Annotated in this window: 11 protein-coding genes; 4 read left to right on the forward strand and 7 right to left on the reverse strand. The window is 47.1% G+C overall.

Annotation, left to right across the window (positions count from 1 at the left end; translation table 11 throughout):
• Nucleotides 1-12: 12 nt before the first annotated feature.
• Nucleotides 13-258 (reverse strand): hypothetical protein, encoded by a 246-nt coding sequence (locus tag FD47_RS09500; RefSeq protein ID WP_056980586.1) that lies wholly within the window; start codon nt 256-258, stop codon nt 13-15.
• Between the two features lie 88 nt (nt 259-346).
• On the reverse strand, nt 347-628 hold the full coding sequence (locus FD47_RS09505; protein WP_054735278.1) for a hypothetical protein: 282 nt from the start codon (nt 626-628) through the stop codon (nt 347-349).
• A gap of 715 nt (nt 629-1,343) precedes the next feature.
• On the opposite strand from FD47_RS09505, the gene FD47_RS09510 reads away from it, so the two are divergent.
• Nucleotides 1,344-2,618, forward strand: a complete 1,275-nt coding sequence (locus FD47_RS09510; protein ID WP_054735282.1) for an acetylornithine deacetylase — start codon at nt 1,344-1,346, stop codon at nt 2,616-2,618.
• Between the two features lie 129 nt (nt 2,619-2,747).
• Here the strand turns inward: FD47_RS09510 and FD47_RS09515 are convergent, their stop codons facing one another.
• The 3 genes from FD47_RS09515 to cls all read right to left on the reverse strand — a co-directional run bounded on the left by FD47_RS09515 (nt 2,748) and on the right by cls (nt 7,342).
• The gene (locus FD47_RS09515; protein ID WP_056980591.1) at nt 2,748-4,697 is read right to left on the reverse strand and encodes a S53 family peptidase; all 1,950 of its coding nucleotides are present in this window, start codon (nt 4,695-4,697) and stop codon (nt 2,748-2,750) included.
• A gap of 335 nt (nt 4,698-5,032) precedes the next feature.
• The gene (locus tag FD47_RS09520) at nt 5,033-5,554 is read right to left on the reverse strand and encodes a hypothetical protein (RefSeq protein WP_156404147.1); all 522 of its coding nucleotides are present in this window, start codon (nt 5,552-5,554) and stop codon (nt 5,033-5,035) included.
• A gap of 327 nt (nt 5,555-5,881) precedes the next feature.
• Nucleotides 5,882-7,342: a cardiolipin synthase gene (gene cls / locus FD47_RS09525; protein ID WP_054735287.1), complete on the reverse strand. Its 1,461-nt coding sequence runs from the start codon at nt 7,340-7,342 to the stop codon at nt 5,882-5,884.
• A gap of 601 nt (nt 7,343-7,943) precedes the next feature.
• On the opposite strand from cls, the gene FD47_RS09530 reads away from it, so the two are divergent.
• Both FD47_RS09530 and FD47_RS09535 read left to right on the forward strand, forming a co-directional pair.
• A complete protein-coding gene (locus FD47_RS09530) occupies nt 7,944-9,473 on the forward strand; it encodes an MFS transporter (RefSeq protein ID WP_191982196.1) in 1,530 nt (509 codons plus the stop codon).
• A 91-nt stretch (nt 9,474-9,564) separates the two neighbouring features.
• Nucleotides 9,565-10,488 carry an NADP-dependent oxidoreductase gene (locus FD47_RS09535; protein WP_054735291.1) on the forward strand — a complete coding sequence of 308 codons (924 nt, stop codon included), beginning with the start codon at nt 9,565-9,567 and terminating at the stop codon, nt 10,486-10,488.
• 97 nt (nt 10,489-10,585) lie between these two features.
• Here FD47_RS09535 and FD47_RS09540 read toward each other — a convergent pair whose 3' ends face one another.
• Complete coding sequence (locus FD47_RS09540; RefSeq protein ID WP_054735296.1) at nt 10,586-11,371, reverse strand: carbon-nitrogen family hydrolase; 786 nt, start codon at nt 11,369-11,371, stop codon at nt 10,586-10,588.
• A gap of 132 nt (nt 11,372-11,503) precedes the next feature.
• Here FD47_RS09540 and FD47_RS09545 point away from each other — a divergent pair, with 132 nt between their 5' ends.
• On the forward strand, nt 11,504-12,448 hold the full coding sequence (locus FD47_RS09545; RefSeq protein WP_171035040.1) for a GRP family sugar transporter: 945 nt from the start codon (nt 11,504-11,506) through the stop codon (nt 12,446-12,448).
• 119 nt (nt 12,449-12,567) lie between these two features.
• Here FD47_RS09545 and FD47_RS09550 read toward each other — a convergent pair whose 3' ends face one another.
• The gene (locus FD47_RS09550) at nt 12,568-14,133 is read right to left on the reverse strand and encodes an FGGY-family carbohydrate kinase (protein WP_054735299.1); all 1,566 of its coding nucleotides are present in this window, start codon (nt 14,131-14,133) and stop codon (nt 12,568-12,570) included.
• Between the last annotated feature and the right edge of the window lie 82 nt (nt 14,134-14,215).

Consider the following 14,215-nt stretch of genomic DNA (forward strand, 5'->3'; position numbering starts at 1 on the left):
GTAGTGTTGCACTTAATTTGACAATTCAAGCTTTAAAATTCCATTGGTAAGCAAAAACGTTAATGCATTCTCTAGTTCACTTCCAAACCATTTATTTAAATCGACATTACTAACTAAAAATTTACTAGTTTTAGTATCTAAAAAACACAGGAATTCTATCATTCTTCTATTATCAACCTGAACAATACCTAATTCATTTTGTAATATAATTGTGCTATCTTCCGTGTTAAAAATTATGAACCCATTTATTTCATACATTTGTGTTCCCCCTTCTTCAATGCATATGGTGAAAAAGATCCTCTTGAGTAAAGTAAAATTCATACATACTCAAGAGGAATCTTATCAATTAGTTATGTGTGACCGTATTCGAGCCACCAAAACTGCAGCAACATGCAATATAAATATTACCGCCACTGCCACCACCATCATTCATAACTGTACGCTTAGAGTCCAAACGTGAAAAAATACTTTTTCCAAACACTGAACTTGCACTGTTTGATGCACTTTCCAATCCAACCGATTGAGGTTCATTAATAAATCCGGCCTTTCGCCGATAAATATTCAACCCTTGTGGAACTTGAGAAACTGATTCCCCATAAGGAACATTTCCAGAAATAGAAAACTCCATATTATTTCCTCCATTCATCTGAATCCACAGCATCTTAACCACTTATAATTTTAACGAATAAAATTATAAAGAAACCAAACAACAAACAAACCAATAATTAAGTGCAAAACAATTAGAATATTCTCATATTTCAAAAACAAGTCGATACGTCTTCTAAATACTTTAACTCCAGCACATTTAAGGGCTCGTTTGTTCTCCTAAGAAGGCTCCTTCGGATTAGATTAAGATTATAACATTACACATAAAGGCACAATAGAATTTACAATTCATTTACTTTCCAATTACTTAATCTTTACAATCACTATGCTTTTAACTTAATAGTAAACATGTAAGAACTGTTAAGTACATCCACTATAGACTTTTCATTTGGCTGCTTTGGGGATGTTTTAAATACCCGGTTTACCAGTGTGACTCAAATCTCCAGGATCAAATCAGTCCCCCCACCCTGGTAAAAACACTAAGAACAATCAATTACTCGTGACCGATACTTTCTCAAGCCAGCAACATATGCTATCCTTGATGTAGCTAGGGGAGCAATTTGCTGAGACCAATCTGGAACCCTTTGAACCTGAGAGTTAGCACTCGCGTAGGAAAGCGACTTGAATCAACACGTGAAAACTAAAATCAATTCAAAGAATTTCAGTCTGCACTTAACACTTCCCTGGCATGATCCATTGCCGTTGGGAAGTTTTTTCGTTTAGAAAGGATTTATGCCATGAGTTCGATTAAGGAACAGTTATTAACCGCCATTGATACCCACCAGGAACAACTACTGGAGCAGCTCGATCGCTTAGTCATGTTCAATACCGTGTCGCCACCGGCCCGAAATACCACCCCTATTCAGGATGCCATTACAGCTCAGCTGAAACAAAATGGCTTCACCACCACCGAACAGCCATTTTATGAACAGGACCGCTTAGTATCCGGGGTCAAGAAGGGATCGGCATCCGCTGATTATCACAGTTTAATCTTGAACGGTCACGTTGACGTTGCCGCCCTTAAGAATCAAGATGAGTGGCACACTGACCCGTTCAAACTCGTCAAACATGATGACACCCTCATCGGCCGGGGTGTCAGTGATATGAAGGGGGCCGTGGCCGCTGACCTATTCATTTTCCAACTATTGAATGATCTCAACATTACGTTACCCGGCGATCTGAAATTTCAATCCGTTGTCGGCGAAGAGCTTGGGGAAGCCGGCACCAAAACCTTACTTAAACAGGGCGAAAAAGCCGATTTTGCGATTGTTGGCGACACCACCGGCACCCACATGCAGGGTCAGGGTGGCGTGATCACTGGCTGGATCACCTTACGCAGTCCGCACACCTATCATGATGGCAACCGCATTTCGATGGTCCAAACTGGCGGGGGCTTGAAAGCTGCCAGCATGGTCGAAAAAATGGTCATCGTGATTCAGGCACTACAGACTCTGGAACGGTACTGGGGGATCACCAAGAGCTACCCCGGCTTCAAACCCGGAACCGATACCATTAACCCGGCCTATATTCAGGGCGGCATTCACCCGGCATTTGTGGCCGACGAAGCCAAGCTCTGGATTACAGTTCATTTCTACCCCAACGAAACCGTTGAAGGTATCGAAAAAGAAGTTGAAGACGAAGTCATTGCCGCAGCGAAGGCTGATCCCTGGTTGCGGGATAACCTGCCGACCTTCAACTGGGGCGGTGACTCCATGCTTGTTGATAAGGGGGAAGTCTTCCCATCCCTCGAACTAGACCTGCGTCACCCGGCAATGAAATTACTGCAGGATACCCACACCGCTGCATTTGGCGCCCATCCCGTTATCGGAATGTCGACGTCGGTTTCCGATGGCGGCTGGTTCGGTTACTACCACATCCCCGCTGTCGTATACGGCCCCGGTGAATTGGTGGAAGCTCATAGTGACAACGAAAGTGCCAGCTTCGAACAGCTGTTGAATTACAACAAATCAATTGCGGCGTTTGTTGCTGATTGGTGTAGTTCCAAAAAATAGCGTTAACCCCCATTCCAAACATAAGAAATTCAAAAGGCAGTTACCAACAAATCCAATTGATTTGTCGATAACTGCCTTTTAGAACGACCATGATAACGAAATGAAGTTCTTAGAAAAGTTGCTAATGAATTATTTGTAGACCTGTGCCAGCTTACCAAAATCAACCGTTCCCAAACCAGTTGCCTGATTATAGTCGGTGTTTGGCTGGCCAGTGAAGTAAAGATTTGAATTATTTTCAGTATCATTCATCGGATGAAACGGCGTATCCGACTGGGTTGCCAATCGATAAAGCTGCGGATTCCAGAAGCCCATTCGGGTCCGACCCGGTTCACTATTAATCAGCGCCGTTACTCCGGCAAACTGAGGAGCAACGATACTGGTTCCCCCGCTGAGTTTCCAGCCGCTCTTCGACAAGCCCTTTTGATAAATCATGTAACCCGTTGATGGATCAGCGTCCGCGGAAACGTCCGGATAGTTCCGTCCCGTTGCGGTCCCTGTAAGCAGCGCCGGATTAAAGGCTGGCTGATTCAGATTAGACAAGTACTGGCGAGCCGCAAATGTATTGACGCCAGGAACGGTCTTCTGATAGTCAGGTGTTGGGTAAACACCGCTGAATCCTCCGGTACTGCCGCCTGTCTGACTCAGCATTGAAGGCGTTTTTTGAACGAGACTTGGATGGCTTTCAAAAATCGGCCAGAAATAATCATATCCCCAAGCTCGTTCCTTCTCAACGTTCACGGTCACGCCATAATTTGTTTGCTTGAATGGCAATGTTGTTCCCCCAACGGATGTCAGCCACGGGCTGGTATCGCCGGGATCCGATTCATTAATTGTCCGATCAACTAATACCTGATTGCCATGAACGCTCTTAAAGGCGTACTTAGCCGCGCCCGTGTCACCAGATGCCGTAAACAGTGAAATTCCCTGCAGGGCACCCTGAGCGTATACCAAGTTATACAAATCGGCATACTTCGGTGTCAGTACCTTTCGCTGCTTTAACAGCTGCATGTATGAATTTGGCCCCAGTGCCCAGCTGCTAGAAAGTGCCGAAACCCGATTTTCATTAAATGCGGTTGAATAGGAATTGATTGCGTTGACCAGGGTTGGAAAAGCACTTTCTGACCAATAAATTCGCACATTGGCTTGCGGCGCAACCGAGCCGGCATACTCAGCATCCATGGTTGTTTCCATACTGTTTGACTGAATCAATTGTTTTGCGTAGACAACCATGTCACTGGGAACCTGTTTCACGGAAAGCCGGGATGGATTTGTGCTGGCACCCTCGTGATTCCAGAAATGAAGCACATTACTGCGTTGAACACCACCAAGGCCAATGAGTCCAATTGACTGGCCCTTTCCCGTGGCGCCCTGACCATAAAGCGAATCAACGTTGTACCGGTCCGTGAACCGGCTTGTATAGCCGCCCTTCTTCGCAAAATTAGTCGTGGTATCAGCCTGCGCGCCATTCATCGCCAGCTGAACCTTGGTGTTCGGGAAAAAGTACCTGGATGAATTGTGGTCAGCCATCCCCACAACCGTGTACACGGTTTTAGAAAGTCTGCCGGGAATCTTCGGCTTGGCCTTCCCAAACTGAAGCGGGTTAGCATGGTACGTGGCTTTATTCAGATCCATCCGAAAAGTCTTGTTAATATTTTTAACTTTACCATCAACAACAAGTAACAAGCCATTATCCATTGCATCGGCCTGCAAATGATGCTGCTTAAGATAAGATTTCCAGTCATTCGTAATTGTGGTGGATTGGCCGAATTTCTCCCGGATTCCCGCGGGCGTTAAATAATCTTTAAAGTCCGCATTCCCGGGCGTGTTCACCGCCAATGCCTGCTGATACATGGCTTGTTCATTTCTTGGCTTTAGGACGATATCGAACGTCACGTCATCATTTTTGCCCAATTTCTGAGCCTTAATAATGTTGGTTGACGTCATATCCGTGAAAGCTTTTGAAATCGGATTAGTCGGTGTCTTTTGCTTGGATTTAGCCGCTGCTGGCTGAACATTGACCGCCCCAAAGAGCAGCCCAGCAAACATCGATACGATTCCTAATTTCCCCCAATACTTCATAAACATATCACTCCCTCAAGTAATAGATAATGATGACGCTTTAATAATACCACTGTGGTTTATTAATTTGCAGAATCATGCATAATTACTTGAAAGTGCGGCTTGAATGACTCTTGACCCGGAAAGCATCCTTCAACGCGCCAGTTAAAAAAATCAGGACCAGTCGCCAAAATTTTCCGATTTTAATTTTTTGTTAGAGAAGTTACCGCCTCTGCGGAAAATACCTGTCAAAACCAACAAACGACCATCACGTTAAATAAAGCGTGAATGGTCGTTCGTTAGCTACATCGGGATTTTCAAAACTGTAAATTCTTTAATTTTTCCACAATTCATCATCAAGCATTTCGCCAATTTGCAAATCCATCAGCCAGAAAATTAATTAAAAAAATGATTAGAAGAAAGCCAGCTATATTGGTTAGAAAATCCAGCTTCACTACAAGAAAAATCCAGCCAATCGTCGCAATTATAAGAATGCCATTAGACAACCTGCCCCGCTCATAGTGATGAGAACTGAGTTCTGGATGAACAGCCATCACTTTGAGCGTCACAAAATAATAGCAAAGCCCAAAAACAATTAGGACAACAAACATCACCCATAATCGATCAACCCTGAATAATTCTAGTAATTGGGCAACTACAAAAATAATTAAAGTCGGCAGGTTGGTTAGGCCCGCGTATTTCCAGTGAAAAGTCATTAACAGCCTCCTGAGAAGGGATTCGCAGACACCACCCCAAACTGAACGTGATATAAGTTCATAAAGTGTCCCACCCAAGGTAAATTTCCCCAATTTCTCAGAATATTGGTAATTTAAGGCTACCATAGCACCGAAAATCTGTAAACGGCCGTTACCCAACAAAAAGAACGCCCCTTCATCCTCTAGATGACGGTGCGTTCTTCCGAGATGGTATCTGTTGAAAGGTATAAGACCAATCATTGACCAAAATTAGCTGGTCGGGTATCATGTTACGTTAAATATCTCTGTTATAAAGCGGCAAACTACGCGGATCCAGGCGCGATGGCCCGGCGCAAGTCAACTCTATCTGCATTCTCCCTCGTTTGCCCAACAGGTGATTAGTCATTCACCTTTCACTATGATTATAACTGATTCATGTAAGCAGTTACAACTATAATGCCTCAATAATATGAGGGGCCCAAAATGAGGACCGCTTGAAATGGTCTCGACCTACAAAATTGGTGACAGCAAGCGGCTAAAGGTCTGTTTAAACTTCAACCACAGGGATTGTTGGGCAAACATTTCCGGCGTCTGGCGTTCGCTTTCGGTCATATCATTAAAGAAAATGTTTCGTAAATCAACGGCAAACTTTTGATCATAGATGAACGCGTTAATTTCAAAATTGAGTTTAAAACTGCGGTAATCCAAATTAGCCGACCCAACCGACGCAATTTCGTCATCAATTACCATCGTTTTGGCGTGAATAAAGCCTTTGCCGTAGTAATAGATTTTAACGCCCTCTTCGGCCAGCTGCCGGGCATAGTATTGCGTTGCCCGGTAAACAAACGGGTGATCCGGCATGCTTGGAATCATAATTCGGACATCCACGCCTGACATCGCGGCAATCCGCAGCGCATCCAACACGCTGTCGTCTGGAATCAAGTATGGTGATTGAATCCAGCAGTAGTTCGTTGCCATGGTAATTAATTTAATATAGCCCATCTTAATCTGCTGCAAATCCGAGTCCGGCCCACTGGAAACGATCTGCATGTTCACATTTCCCTTGGTGGTGGTTACCGGAAAATACTTTGGCTGAACTTCGTCTTCGTCAACTTGACCCCGGGGACTAGTTGCGTTCCAATCCAAAATAAAACGAGCCTGCAGTCCGAACACGCCGGACCCGATAATCCGAATGTGGGTGTCGCGCCAGTTACCAAACTTCTTCTTGCGGCCAAGGTACTGGTCCCCAATGTTAAACCCACCGGTGTAGCCAATCATCCCGTCGATCACAATAATTTTTCTATGGTCACGAAAGTTAATCCGGAAATCCAAAAGAACTGATCGAGTGTTCAAGAATGGATAGGCGTGGCCGCCAACGTCATTGAGCGGCTTGAAGAACTTCCGGGTTGTCCCCATTGATCCCCAAGAATCATAGATGACCCGAACTTCGACACCTTCCTTGGCCTTCTTAATAAGCAAGTCACGGATTTCATTGCCGATTTGATCGTTGTAGAAGGTATAAAATTCGATATGAATACTTTTCTTGGCGTTTTCAATGTCCTCAATCACCCGGTGAAACAAATCGTTACCGTTCGTAAAGATGTGCACCTTATTTTGGCGGGATAAAAACGCTGAATCCGTCGTCATAAACATATCGACGGCGTTACGATTCTTGCTGACAATTTCATCCGCTGGGGTTTTCGCGTCGTGTCCCAACTGGCGGCGCTGTTCCCGGAGACGTTCATCCAGCTGCATCTGCACGTGCTTATGTAATTTGAATAACCGATTTTTAGGCAGCTTCCGACCCAAAAACGCATACGCAATAAAGCCGACCAGCGGCAGAAAGACCAGCACCAGCAGCCATGCCCAAATTGCGGCAATATCCCGTTTCTCTCGAAAGACCGTGATAACCGCAAAGATCGCGTTAATTACAACGATTGCATTAAAAATTGTGGACCAGTCAAGTGTCATTGTTCCCTCCAGCCAATAAGTTAGTATAGAATAATAGTAGAATTCTTTGCGGGCAATGCCAACCCCAACGACTTAAAAACAGTCGAGCTATCGAAATTGACGCACGTTATCTAACCCATAAAAAGTATTCATTATCAGTATACTAGAAAGAAGCTCGTAAATATGACTATTTTTCAAACTTTTCCGGGAATGATCCACGGGATCCACTCGGTGCGCTTCATCCATTTCATTTTCAATGAGCAGCCAATGATCGGAATAGCGCTGATTGTCGGCTTGATTTTATACATGATTTATAAGATCATGAACCGTTAATTTTCGTGCCAACCTAACTGTCCGGATATTATCCGGCAGTTTTTTCATGGCTTTCAAATTAGGATGAAAACATCTGGAAGTGGAACAGTAAATTCTTGCTTTTTTCGCTGGAAGCGGCCTATGATGGGTGGGCTGTTAAGAGCGATAATGGCTTACCAGGCGTCAAAATACCATTACATCAACCTAAACAATTGTGAAACAGTATTCATAACCATCAAAAATCACGGAACAGGAAGCGATATTTTTGAATAAACAAAGTTCAAGCCACCAATGGATTGCCCTGACGGCAATGGGACTCGGCGTTTTCATGGGCTTATTGGACGTCACGGTTGTCAACGTGGCCCTGCCAACCATGGTCCGAGATTTTCAAACAACTTTCACGGACTTGCAGTGGGTACTGAACGCCTACACATTGGTCTATGCGGTGACTTTACTCATCATGTCCAAACTTGGCGATATGTACGGCCGCAAGAAGATCTTTTTAGGGTCACTCATTCTGTTCGTCGTCGCCTCCGCTATCAACGGAATGGCGCCAAGCCTGCTGATCCTCGACATTAGCCGGGGAATTCAAGCGATTGGCGGCGCTGGCATGATGTCGTTGTCAATGGCGCTGGTTGCGTCTAACTTTGCCGGTAAGCGCCGGGGATTAGCATTGGGCATTCTGGGATCGGTCATCGGCGTTTCGTCAGCTTCCGGTCCCTTAATTGGCGGCTACTTGGTCGAACACTTCGGTTGGCCGGCAATCTTCTACGTTAACGTGCCATTCGGGATTTTAGCCGTCATTTTGACCGTCATTTACGTCAACGAGACGCCAAGCTATGGAAAGAATCACAAAGTTGATCTGATTGGGATGGGGCTTTCCGCAGTTGGTTTATTTGCCATTATTTACGGCCTCATCGTTAAGGAAAGCCACCCCCACTGGACGTGGCTGGATCCCCGGGTCAGCGGTCTGATTGCTGGCGGAATCGTGATTATGATCGTATTTGTGTTTGCTGAACTAAAAGCTGACGACCCAATGATGGACGTGACGTTTTTTAAACGACCGCACTTTCTGGGAACAATCTCGGTGGCCTTCGCGTTAGGCTGCGGGATTTACGCTTATAACACATTTCTAACCGCCCTGATGCAAAACTACATCGGCTACTCGGCGGTTCAAACCGGGGTCCGGCAGCTCACAATCAGCGGCTGGTCACTTGTCCTCGGACCAGTTGCGGGGATTTTAAGTGCCCGGTACTCTAAAAAATGGATGATCGTTGGCAGCCTCATCATTGCCGGTCTCGGTTTCTTCTCAATGGCCAACGCCGTCACGCCCACGGTCACCTTTGCCGGGCTTTGGCCGGGCATGGTGCTAATGGGGATTGCCAACGGCATGGTCAACCCACTGCTAAACACCGCCGGCATGGAAGGCGCTCTTCCCAACGAAATGGGAATGGTCTCCGGGCTGCTTAACGTTTTTCGCCAATTCGGGACAACGGTTGGGGTTGTTGGTCTGGGACTGATTCAAGATGCCCAGTATGAAAACCACCTCAACGCCCACCTGCCGTCAATCTCAATGCCAGCCAAAGCCCTCAGCGGCATCAAGGACGCCTTAATTAACGCGGGACCATTTTCCGGCCACGGCGTTGCCTTCTCCGATAAAATGCAACGGATGCCCTTTGCCCACGCCCTTCAACAGATTGTCATCAAGGCCTATGACAATGGCATGATTGCCGTCGCTATCTCATCGGCCGTGGTGGTGCTGCTTGGAGCGCTCGGCGCCGCGTTTTTGATGCGTAACCAAATTAACTCTCAGGATATTGAACTCAAGCAGCGTCACTAGTCACCGAACAACTTCCTTGCGATTGGGGGTGTTTGCGCTTACACTTAGCTCGAAAGCGACGAATACCATTCAATTAAGGAGGGTTAATATTATGAAAGCATTTGGTTATAATCACCATGGCGGCCCCGAAGTTTTTCAGGAATATGATGTGGCGACCCCCACTCCGGCACCCAACCAGCTGCTGATTCGGACAATTGCGATTGGGTTAAATAACCGTGAACGTGCGGAAAGAGCTGGCGGCGGCTATGGCGGTGGCACGTCGGCCCCACTCATTCCCGGCCGGGACGTGGTTGGTGAAGTCCAACGCGTTGGCAGTCAAGTCACTGAATTTGGTGAGGGGGAACTTGTACTGACCCACACCGAGGAGGGTTACGCGGAATTTGTCCTTGCCGATCTCGACGCAACCGTTCGCGTTCCAGACGGGATCACGCCCACCAGAGCGGCCGGGCTCATCACCCCTGGGCTGACCGCTTATAAGACCGTTAAGTACTTTGCGGACGTGAAACCCGGTCAAACCGTGATCATTAAGGGTGCTGCTGGCGGCGTTGGTTCAATTGCTGTTCAGATTGCGACCGATCTTGGGGCAACTGTCATTGGCATTGCCTCCAGCCACAACCGTCAATTTGTTGAATCCATTGGCGCCAGCCAGTTTGTCGCCTACGATCAGGATGATCCGGCTGTTGTCCTCGCTGACACCGGCGACGTTGTGATTAATAGTGCCATGAATGGCGCCGGGACCGAAGATGACATTAAGATGGTTAAGCCAAACGGCACTATCGCCAGCGTGGCTCACGAGTCCCCGGTAACTGACAAACCGCTGAAGTTCGTTCACGTCCATCCGACCAATGCCATGACTGATCGCGAAGCCCTCCAAGCAGTGGTTGACTTAATGCGCGAGGGTAAGTTGACCGTCAACATTGGCTACACGCTGCCATTTACCCGCGACGGCTTTGTGAAGGGTCACCAATTGCTGGAAGAAAAGCATGATGGCCGGGTCATCATCGTAAACGAATAGTCATGATGAATTTCAAATAGACTCTATCGAATTTAAAAGAGTGGCTCACCAAGCAGTTTCATTCAGTTCCTGCTTGGTGGGCCACTCTTTGACTTTTTTAACGATAAAGTTCGGGCCGACGATCCGCAAACACCGGCATGAATCCCCTGGCATCATCAGTTTCAGAGGTCTCAATTCTAATGGTCTTTAATTGTGGTTGATCATCAAGGGTGACTAATTCATCACCCATTGGATTATAGACGCCGGAATGACCGCCAAATGGGTTGTCCGGATCATTTCCAACCCGATTAACCGCCACCACGAAGCTTTGATTCTCAATTGCCCGCGCTGCCAACAATCGTCTAAATTGGGGAATTCGTGAAGTTGGCCACTCAGCCGGCACAAAAATCACCCGGCTGTCATCCAGACTAAGTGTTCGCAGCCACTCAGGGAAGCGAATGTCGTAACAGATCACGCTGGTGGCATTGATCCCTTTGATGGCGAAGTGATCCTCCTCGTGACCGGCCGCCAGGTACTGATCCTCCTTCATGAGACCAAAGAGATGCACTTTCTGATAAGTTGTCATCAGCTTGCCGTCCGGTCCATAAATATAGGTCGTATTGAAAAAGGCGCCGTTCTGAGCAATGGCCACCGATCCGCCATGAATGATGAGCTGATACTCTTTAGCCAGTCCTGACAGCAACTGCCGCGTCTGTTGACCATCAGGATCAGCGATGGCGGAAAAGCGGGTCAAGTCATAACCGGTATTCCACATTTCAGGAAACACCACGATGTCGGCGTGAGCGGCGGCCGCCTGTTTAACATATGGTTCAATTTGCGCGAAATTTTTTGTTGGCTCGCCAAACGCAATGTCCATCTGAGCGAGTGAAATTGTGATTTTCATAATACCCTCCTGCCATTTTTGAAAATTATACCACCACCGACTCAATTAAGGGGGATCCCTTCCATCAGAGGTATGATATAATTTCTCCTGTTATTCAAAAATCTAGACAATTAAATATCGGGAGAATTGATTATGAGTATTTTATTAGCACTAATCCCCCCATTAACTTGGGGTGCCACCGGAATTATCGGCACCAAACTCGGTGGTTCTGCGGCTCAGCAAACGTTTGGGGAATCTTGTGGGGCCCTCATACTGGGGCTCGGCGTTTATAGCTTCTTTGTCATTCCAAACGGCATCCAGGTCTCTGGCAAAATTTGGCTGGTTGGCCTGGGGTCCGGCCTATTCTGGGCAGTGGGTACCGCCGGCCAATTCATTGCATACAAGAAAATGGGTGTGTCGGCGGCGTTTCCGCTGTCAACGGCTGCCCAAATCGTAGCCAATGCTCTTTTGGCCGCGTCAATTTTAGGGGAGTGGGCAACTGTCAAAATCTGGGCTTTCGGAATCCTTTCAATCGCCTTGGTGACAATTGGTGCCTTGGCAATCGCCGCTCGTTCCAAGGCTGAAAAACGACTTTCGCAGGCCCGCCCCAAGAGCTACGGCGAAGGATTACTCGCCCTATTAGCGTCAACCATTGGGTTCGCCCTGTACTTTATCTTCCCAAACCTCCTAGTCAAGTTTGGGTTTATCAGTCACCACGTCCGCAACGCCAATAACGGCATCAACTACATGACGGCAATGATCACCCCCCAGGCGATTGGGCAAATCATCGGGTCGCTGATCATTGCGCTGGTTGTCCTCCACGAACGTCAACTGTTCAGACTGCCAACCGTCAAAAATTTCGCAACTGGGATCAATTGGGCAATCGGCAACCTCTTCATGTTCATCTCCGCTGCCAACCCGACAATCGGCCAAGCAACCGCCACAACCCTGTCCCAGCTGGGAATCATTGTGGGAACATTTGGCGGCATCTATGTTCTCCACGAATACAAGACGGCCGATCAAATGGTTAAAATTGTTGCTGGGACCGTTCTGGTTATCATCGGGAGTATTCTCATTACCAATTTAAAGATCCTATAATCACAAAACACGCTACCTCCTAATTTCTAGGAAGTAACGTGTTTTTTCGCAAAATTTTCTTAGTGATCTTTGAGCGTCTCTACCGCCCGCAAATCGGTGACAAGTGCATCACTCACAGTCTAGGCTTCAACGGAATCTTTCAATTTGGAAACCGCGTCCTTTTGAATTTCACTCAGGTCGTGCATATCGCCTTCCAAATCGTTGTATAGCTTGCGATACAGGTGATAGTAGTTGTTATAAATATCATGGCGGACAGGATCCGGCTTCACTTCTGGTCCGAGTACCTGCCACTTTTGAACATCTTCAACGCTTAATGTTCCGGTACCAATGCCGGCCATCATCACGTCACCAAGGTTGGCTTCCGCATCCTCAATTGGCGTCCGAACGGCGTAACCCGTTACATCAGCAAACATCTGAACCCAGTCCGGTGAGTTGGTAACCCCACCGGCAATAATAATGTATTCGCCTAAATCACGGCCAGTACTTTCGATGCTGTGGCGCAGTGCGTAGCAGACGGCTTCTTGGAAGGCGTGGTACAGATGGGCTTTCGTGTGGGCAAGTGACAGGCCAAATACCAGTCCCTTGGCATCGGAGTTCCAGATAGGTGCCCGTTCTCCCATGAAGTAAGGTAAGACAACCAGGCCTTCACTACCGGGTTCAATCCCCTTTGATTCCTTGTTCAAGGCAACGTATGCGTTATCGCCGCCCTGCTTTTGCTTCTCAACTTCGAATTGCGCCATGTTGTCGCGGAACCATTTGGTAATCGCACCGGCAGTTGCGGAACCAGAGAAGTTGTAAACCAATTTTTCGGATTTATAAGGATATGGCCAAACAATCAATCCCTGGCCCTTAATTGGTTTCTCACTCACTAGGGCGGCATTCATTGATGACCCGATAGCGGCAACGTACTTTCCGGGTTTAAAGATTCCCATTCCAACGTTAGCAGCGCCGACATCGACCCCGCCTGGGATGATTGGGGTGCCCTCGACCAGGCCAAGATCAATGGCTGCTTCAGCAGTCAACCCACCGACAACGGTCGTCGAATCAACAATTGGCGTTGGCATCATGTGAGTTGGAATCCCCATTGCGGCCATCATTTCCTCGGACCATGTGTGGGTATTAATATCGTACAGCCCACCGATGTTTCCGGCAGCGGAATGATCAATCGAAACCTTACCGGTCAGTTCATAAATGGCATAGTTGTTAGGCGGCAGAAACATGTGAATTTTCTTCCAGTTTTCGGGTTCATGATTCTTAATCCATAAGATCTTCGTGTACCCGTAATATGGATCAACAACGTCATTACCGGTAATTTCCGTCAATCGATCGCCATCAACATGTTCCTTGACCCATTCAGTTTCTTCCTGAGCCCGACGATCCATCCAGATCAGATCCGGACGCACCGGCTGCATGTTTTCGTCAACCGGAATGCCGGAACCGCCGTACAAGCCGCTGATCCCAATCCCCTTAATATCCTTGGGATCAACCCCTGACTTGGCGACCGTTTTTCTGATGGAATCCTTAACGCCGTCAACCCAGACGTTGGGCCACTGTTCAGCCCAAAGTGGCTTCGGTGTCAGGACGTCGTATTCTTCCAAGTCCTGCGCAATCAAATGACCCTCTGTATCCATTAAAATGCTCTTTGTTCCGGAAGTGCCGATATCGGTACCAATTAAATACTTCATCAAAATTGCCTTCTTCCCTAGTTATCGAGTTTTTTCACAAACTTATTTGAAATAAAGAGGGACCGGACTTGATAGTGGTCGT

Source organism: Lentilactobacillus parafarraginis DSM 18390 = JCM 14109, from assembly GCF_001435895.1.
In the GTDB taxonomy this organism is placed as follows: Bacteria; Bacillota; Bacilli; order Lactobacillales; family Lactobacillaceae; genus Lentilactobacillus; species Lentilactobacillus parafarraginis.

What these genes read in the sequence shown, in the direction of transcription:
- FD47_RS09500 (WP_056980586.1), bottom strand. Translation starts at nt 258, where the DNA reads ATGTATGAAATAAATGGGTTCATAATTTTTAACACGGAAGATAGCACA.
- FD47_RS09505 (WP_054735278.1), bottom strand. Translation starts at nt 628, where the DNA reads ATGGAGTTTTCTATTTCTGGAAATGTTCCTTATGGGGAATCAGTTTCT.
- FD47_RS09510 (WP_054735282.1), top strand. Translation starts at nt 1,344, where the DNA reads ATGAGTTCGATTAAGGAACAGTTATTAACCGCCATTGATACCCACCAG.
- FD47_RS09515 (WP_056980591.1), bottom strand. Translation starts at nt 4,697, where the DNA reads ATGAAGTATTGGGGGAAATTAGGAATCGTATCGATGTTTGCTGGGCTG.
- cls (WP_054735287.1), bottom strand. Translation starts at nt 7,342, where the DNA reads ATGACACTTGACTGGTCCACAATTTTTAATGCAATCGTTGTAATTAAC.
- FD47_RS09530 (WP_191982196.1), top strand. Translation starts at nt 7,944, where the DNA reads ATGGGACTCGGCGTTTTCATGGGCTTATTGGACGTCACGGTTGTCAAC.
- FD47_RS09535 (WP_054735291.1), top strand. Translation starts at nt 9,565, where the DNA reads ATGAAAGCATTTGGTTATAATCACCATGGCGGCCCCGAAGTTTTTCAG.
- FD47_RS09540 (WP_054735296.1), bottom strand. Translation starts at nt 11,371, where the DNA reads ATGAAAATCACAATTTCACTCGCTCAGATGGACATTGCGTTTGGCGAG.
- FD47_RS09545 (WP_171035040.1), top strand. Translation starts at nt 11,504, where the DNA reads ATGAGTATTTTATTAGCACTAATCCCCCCATTAACTTGGGGTGCCACC.
- FD47_RS09550 (WP_054735299.1), bottom strand. Translation starts at nt 14,133, where the DNA reads ATGAAGTATTTAATTGGTACCGATATCGGCACTTCCGGAACAAAGAGC.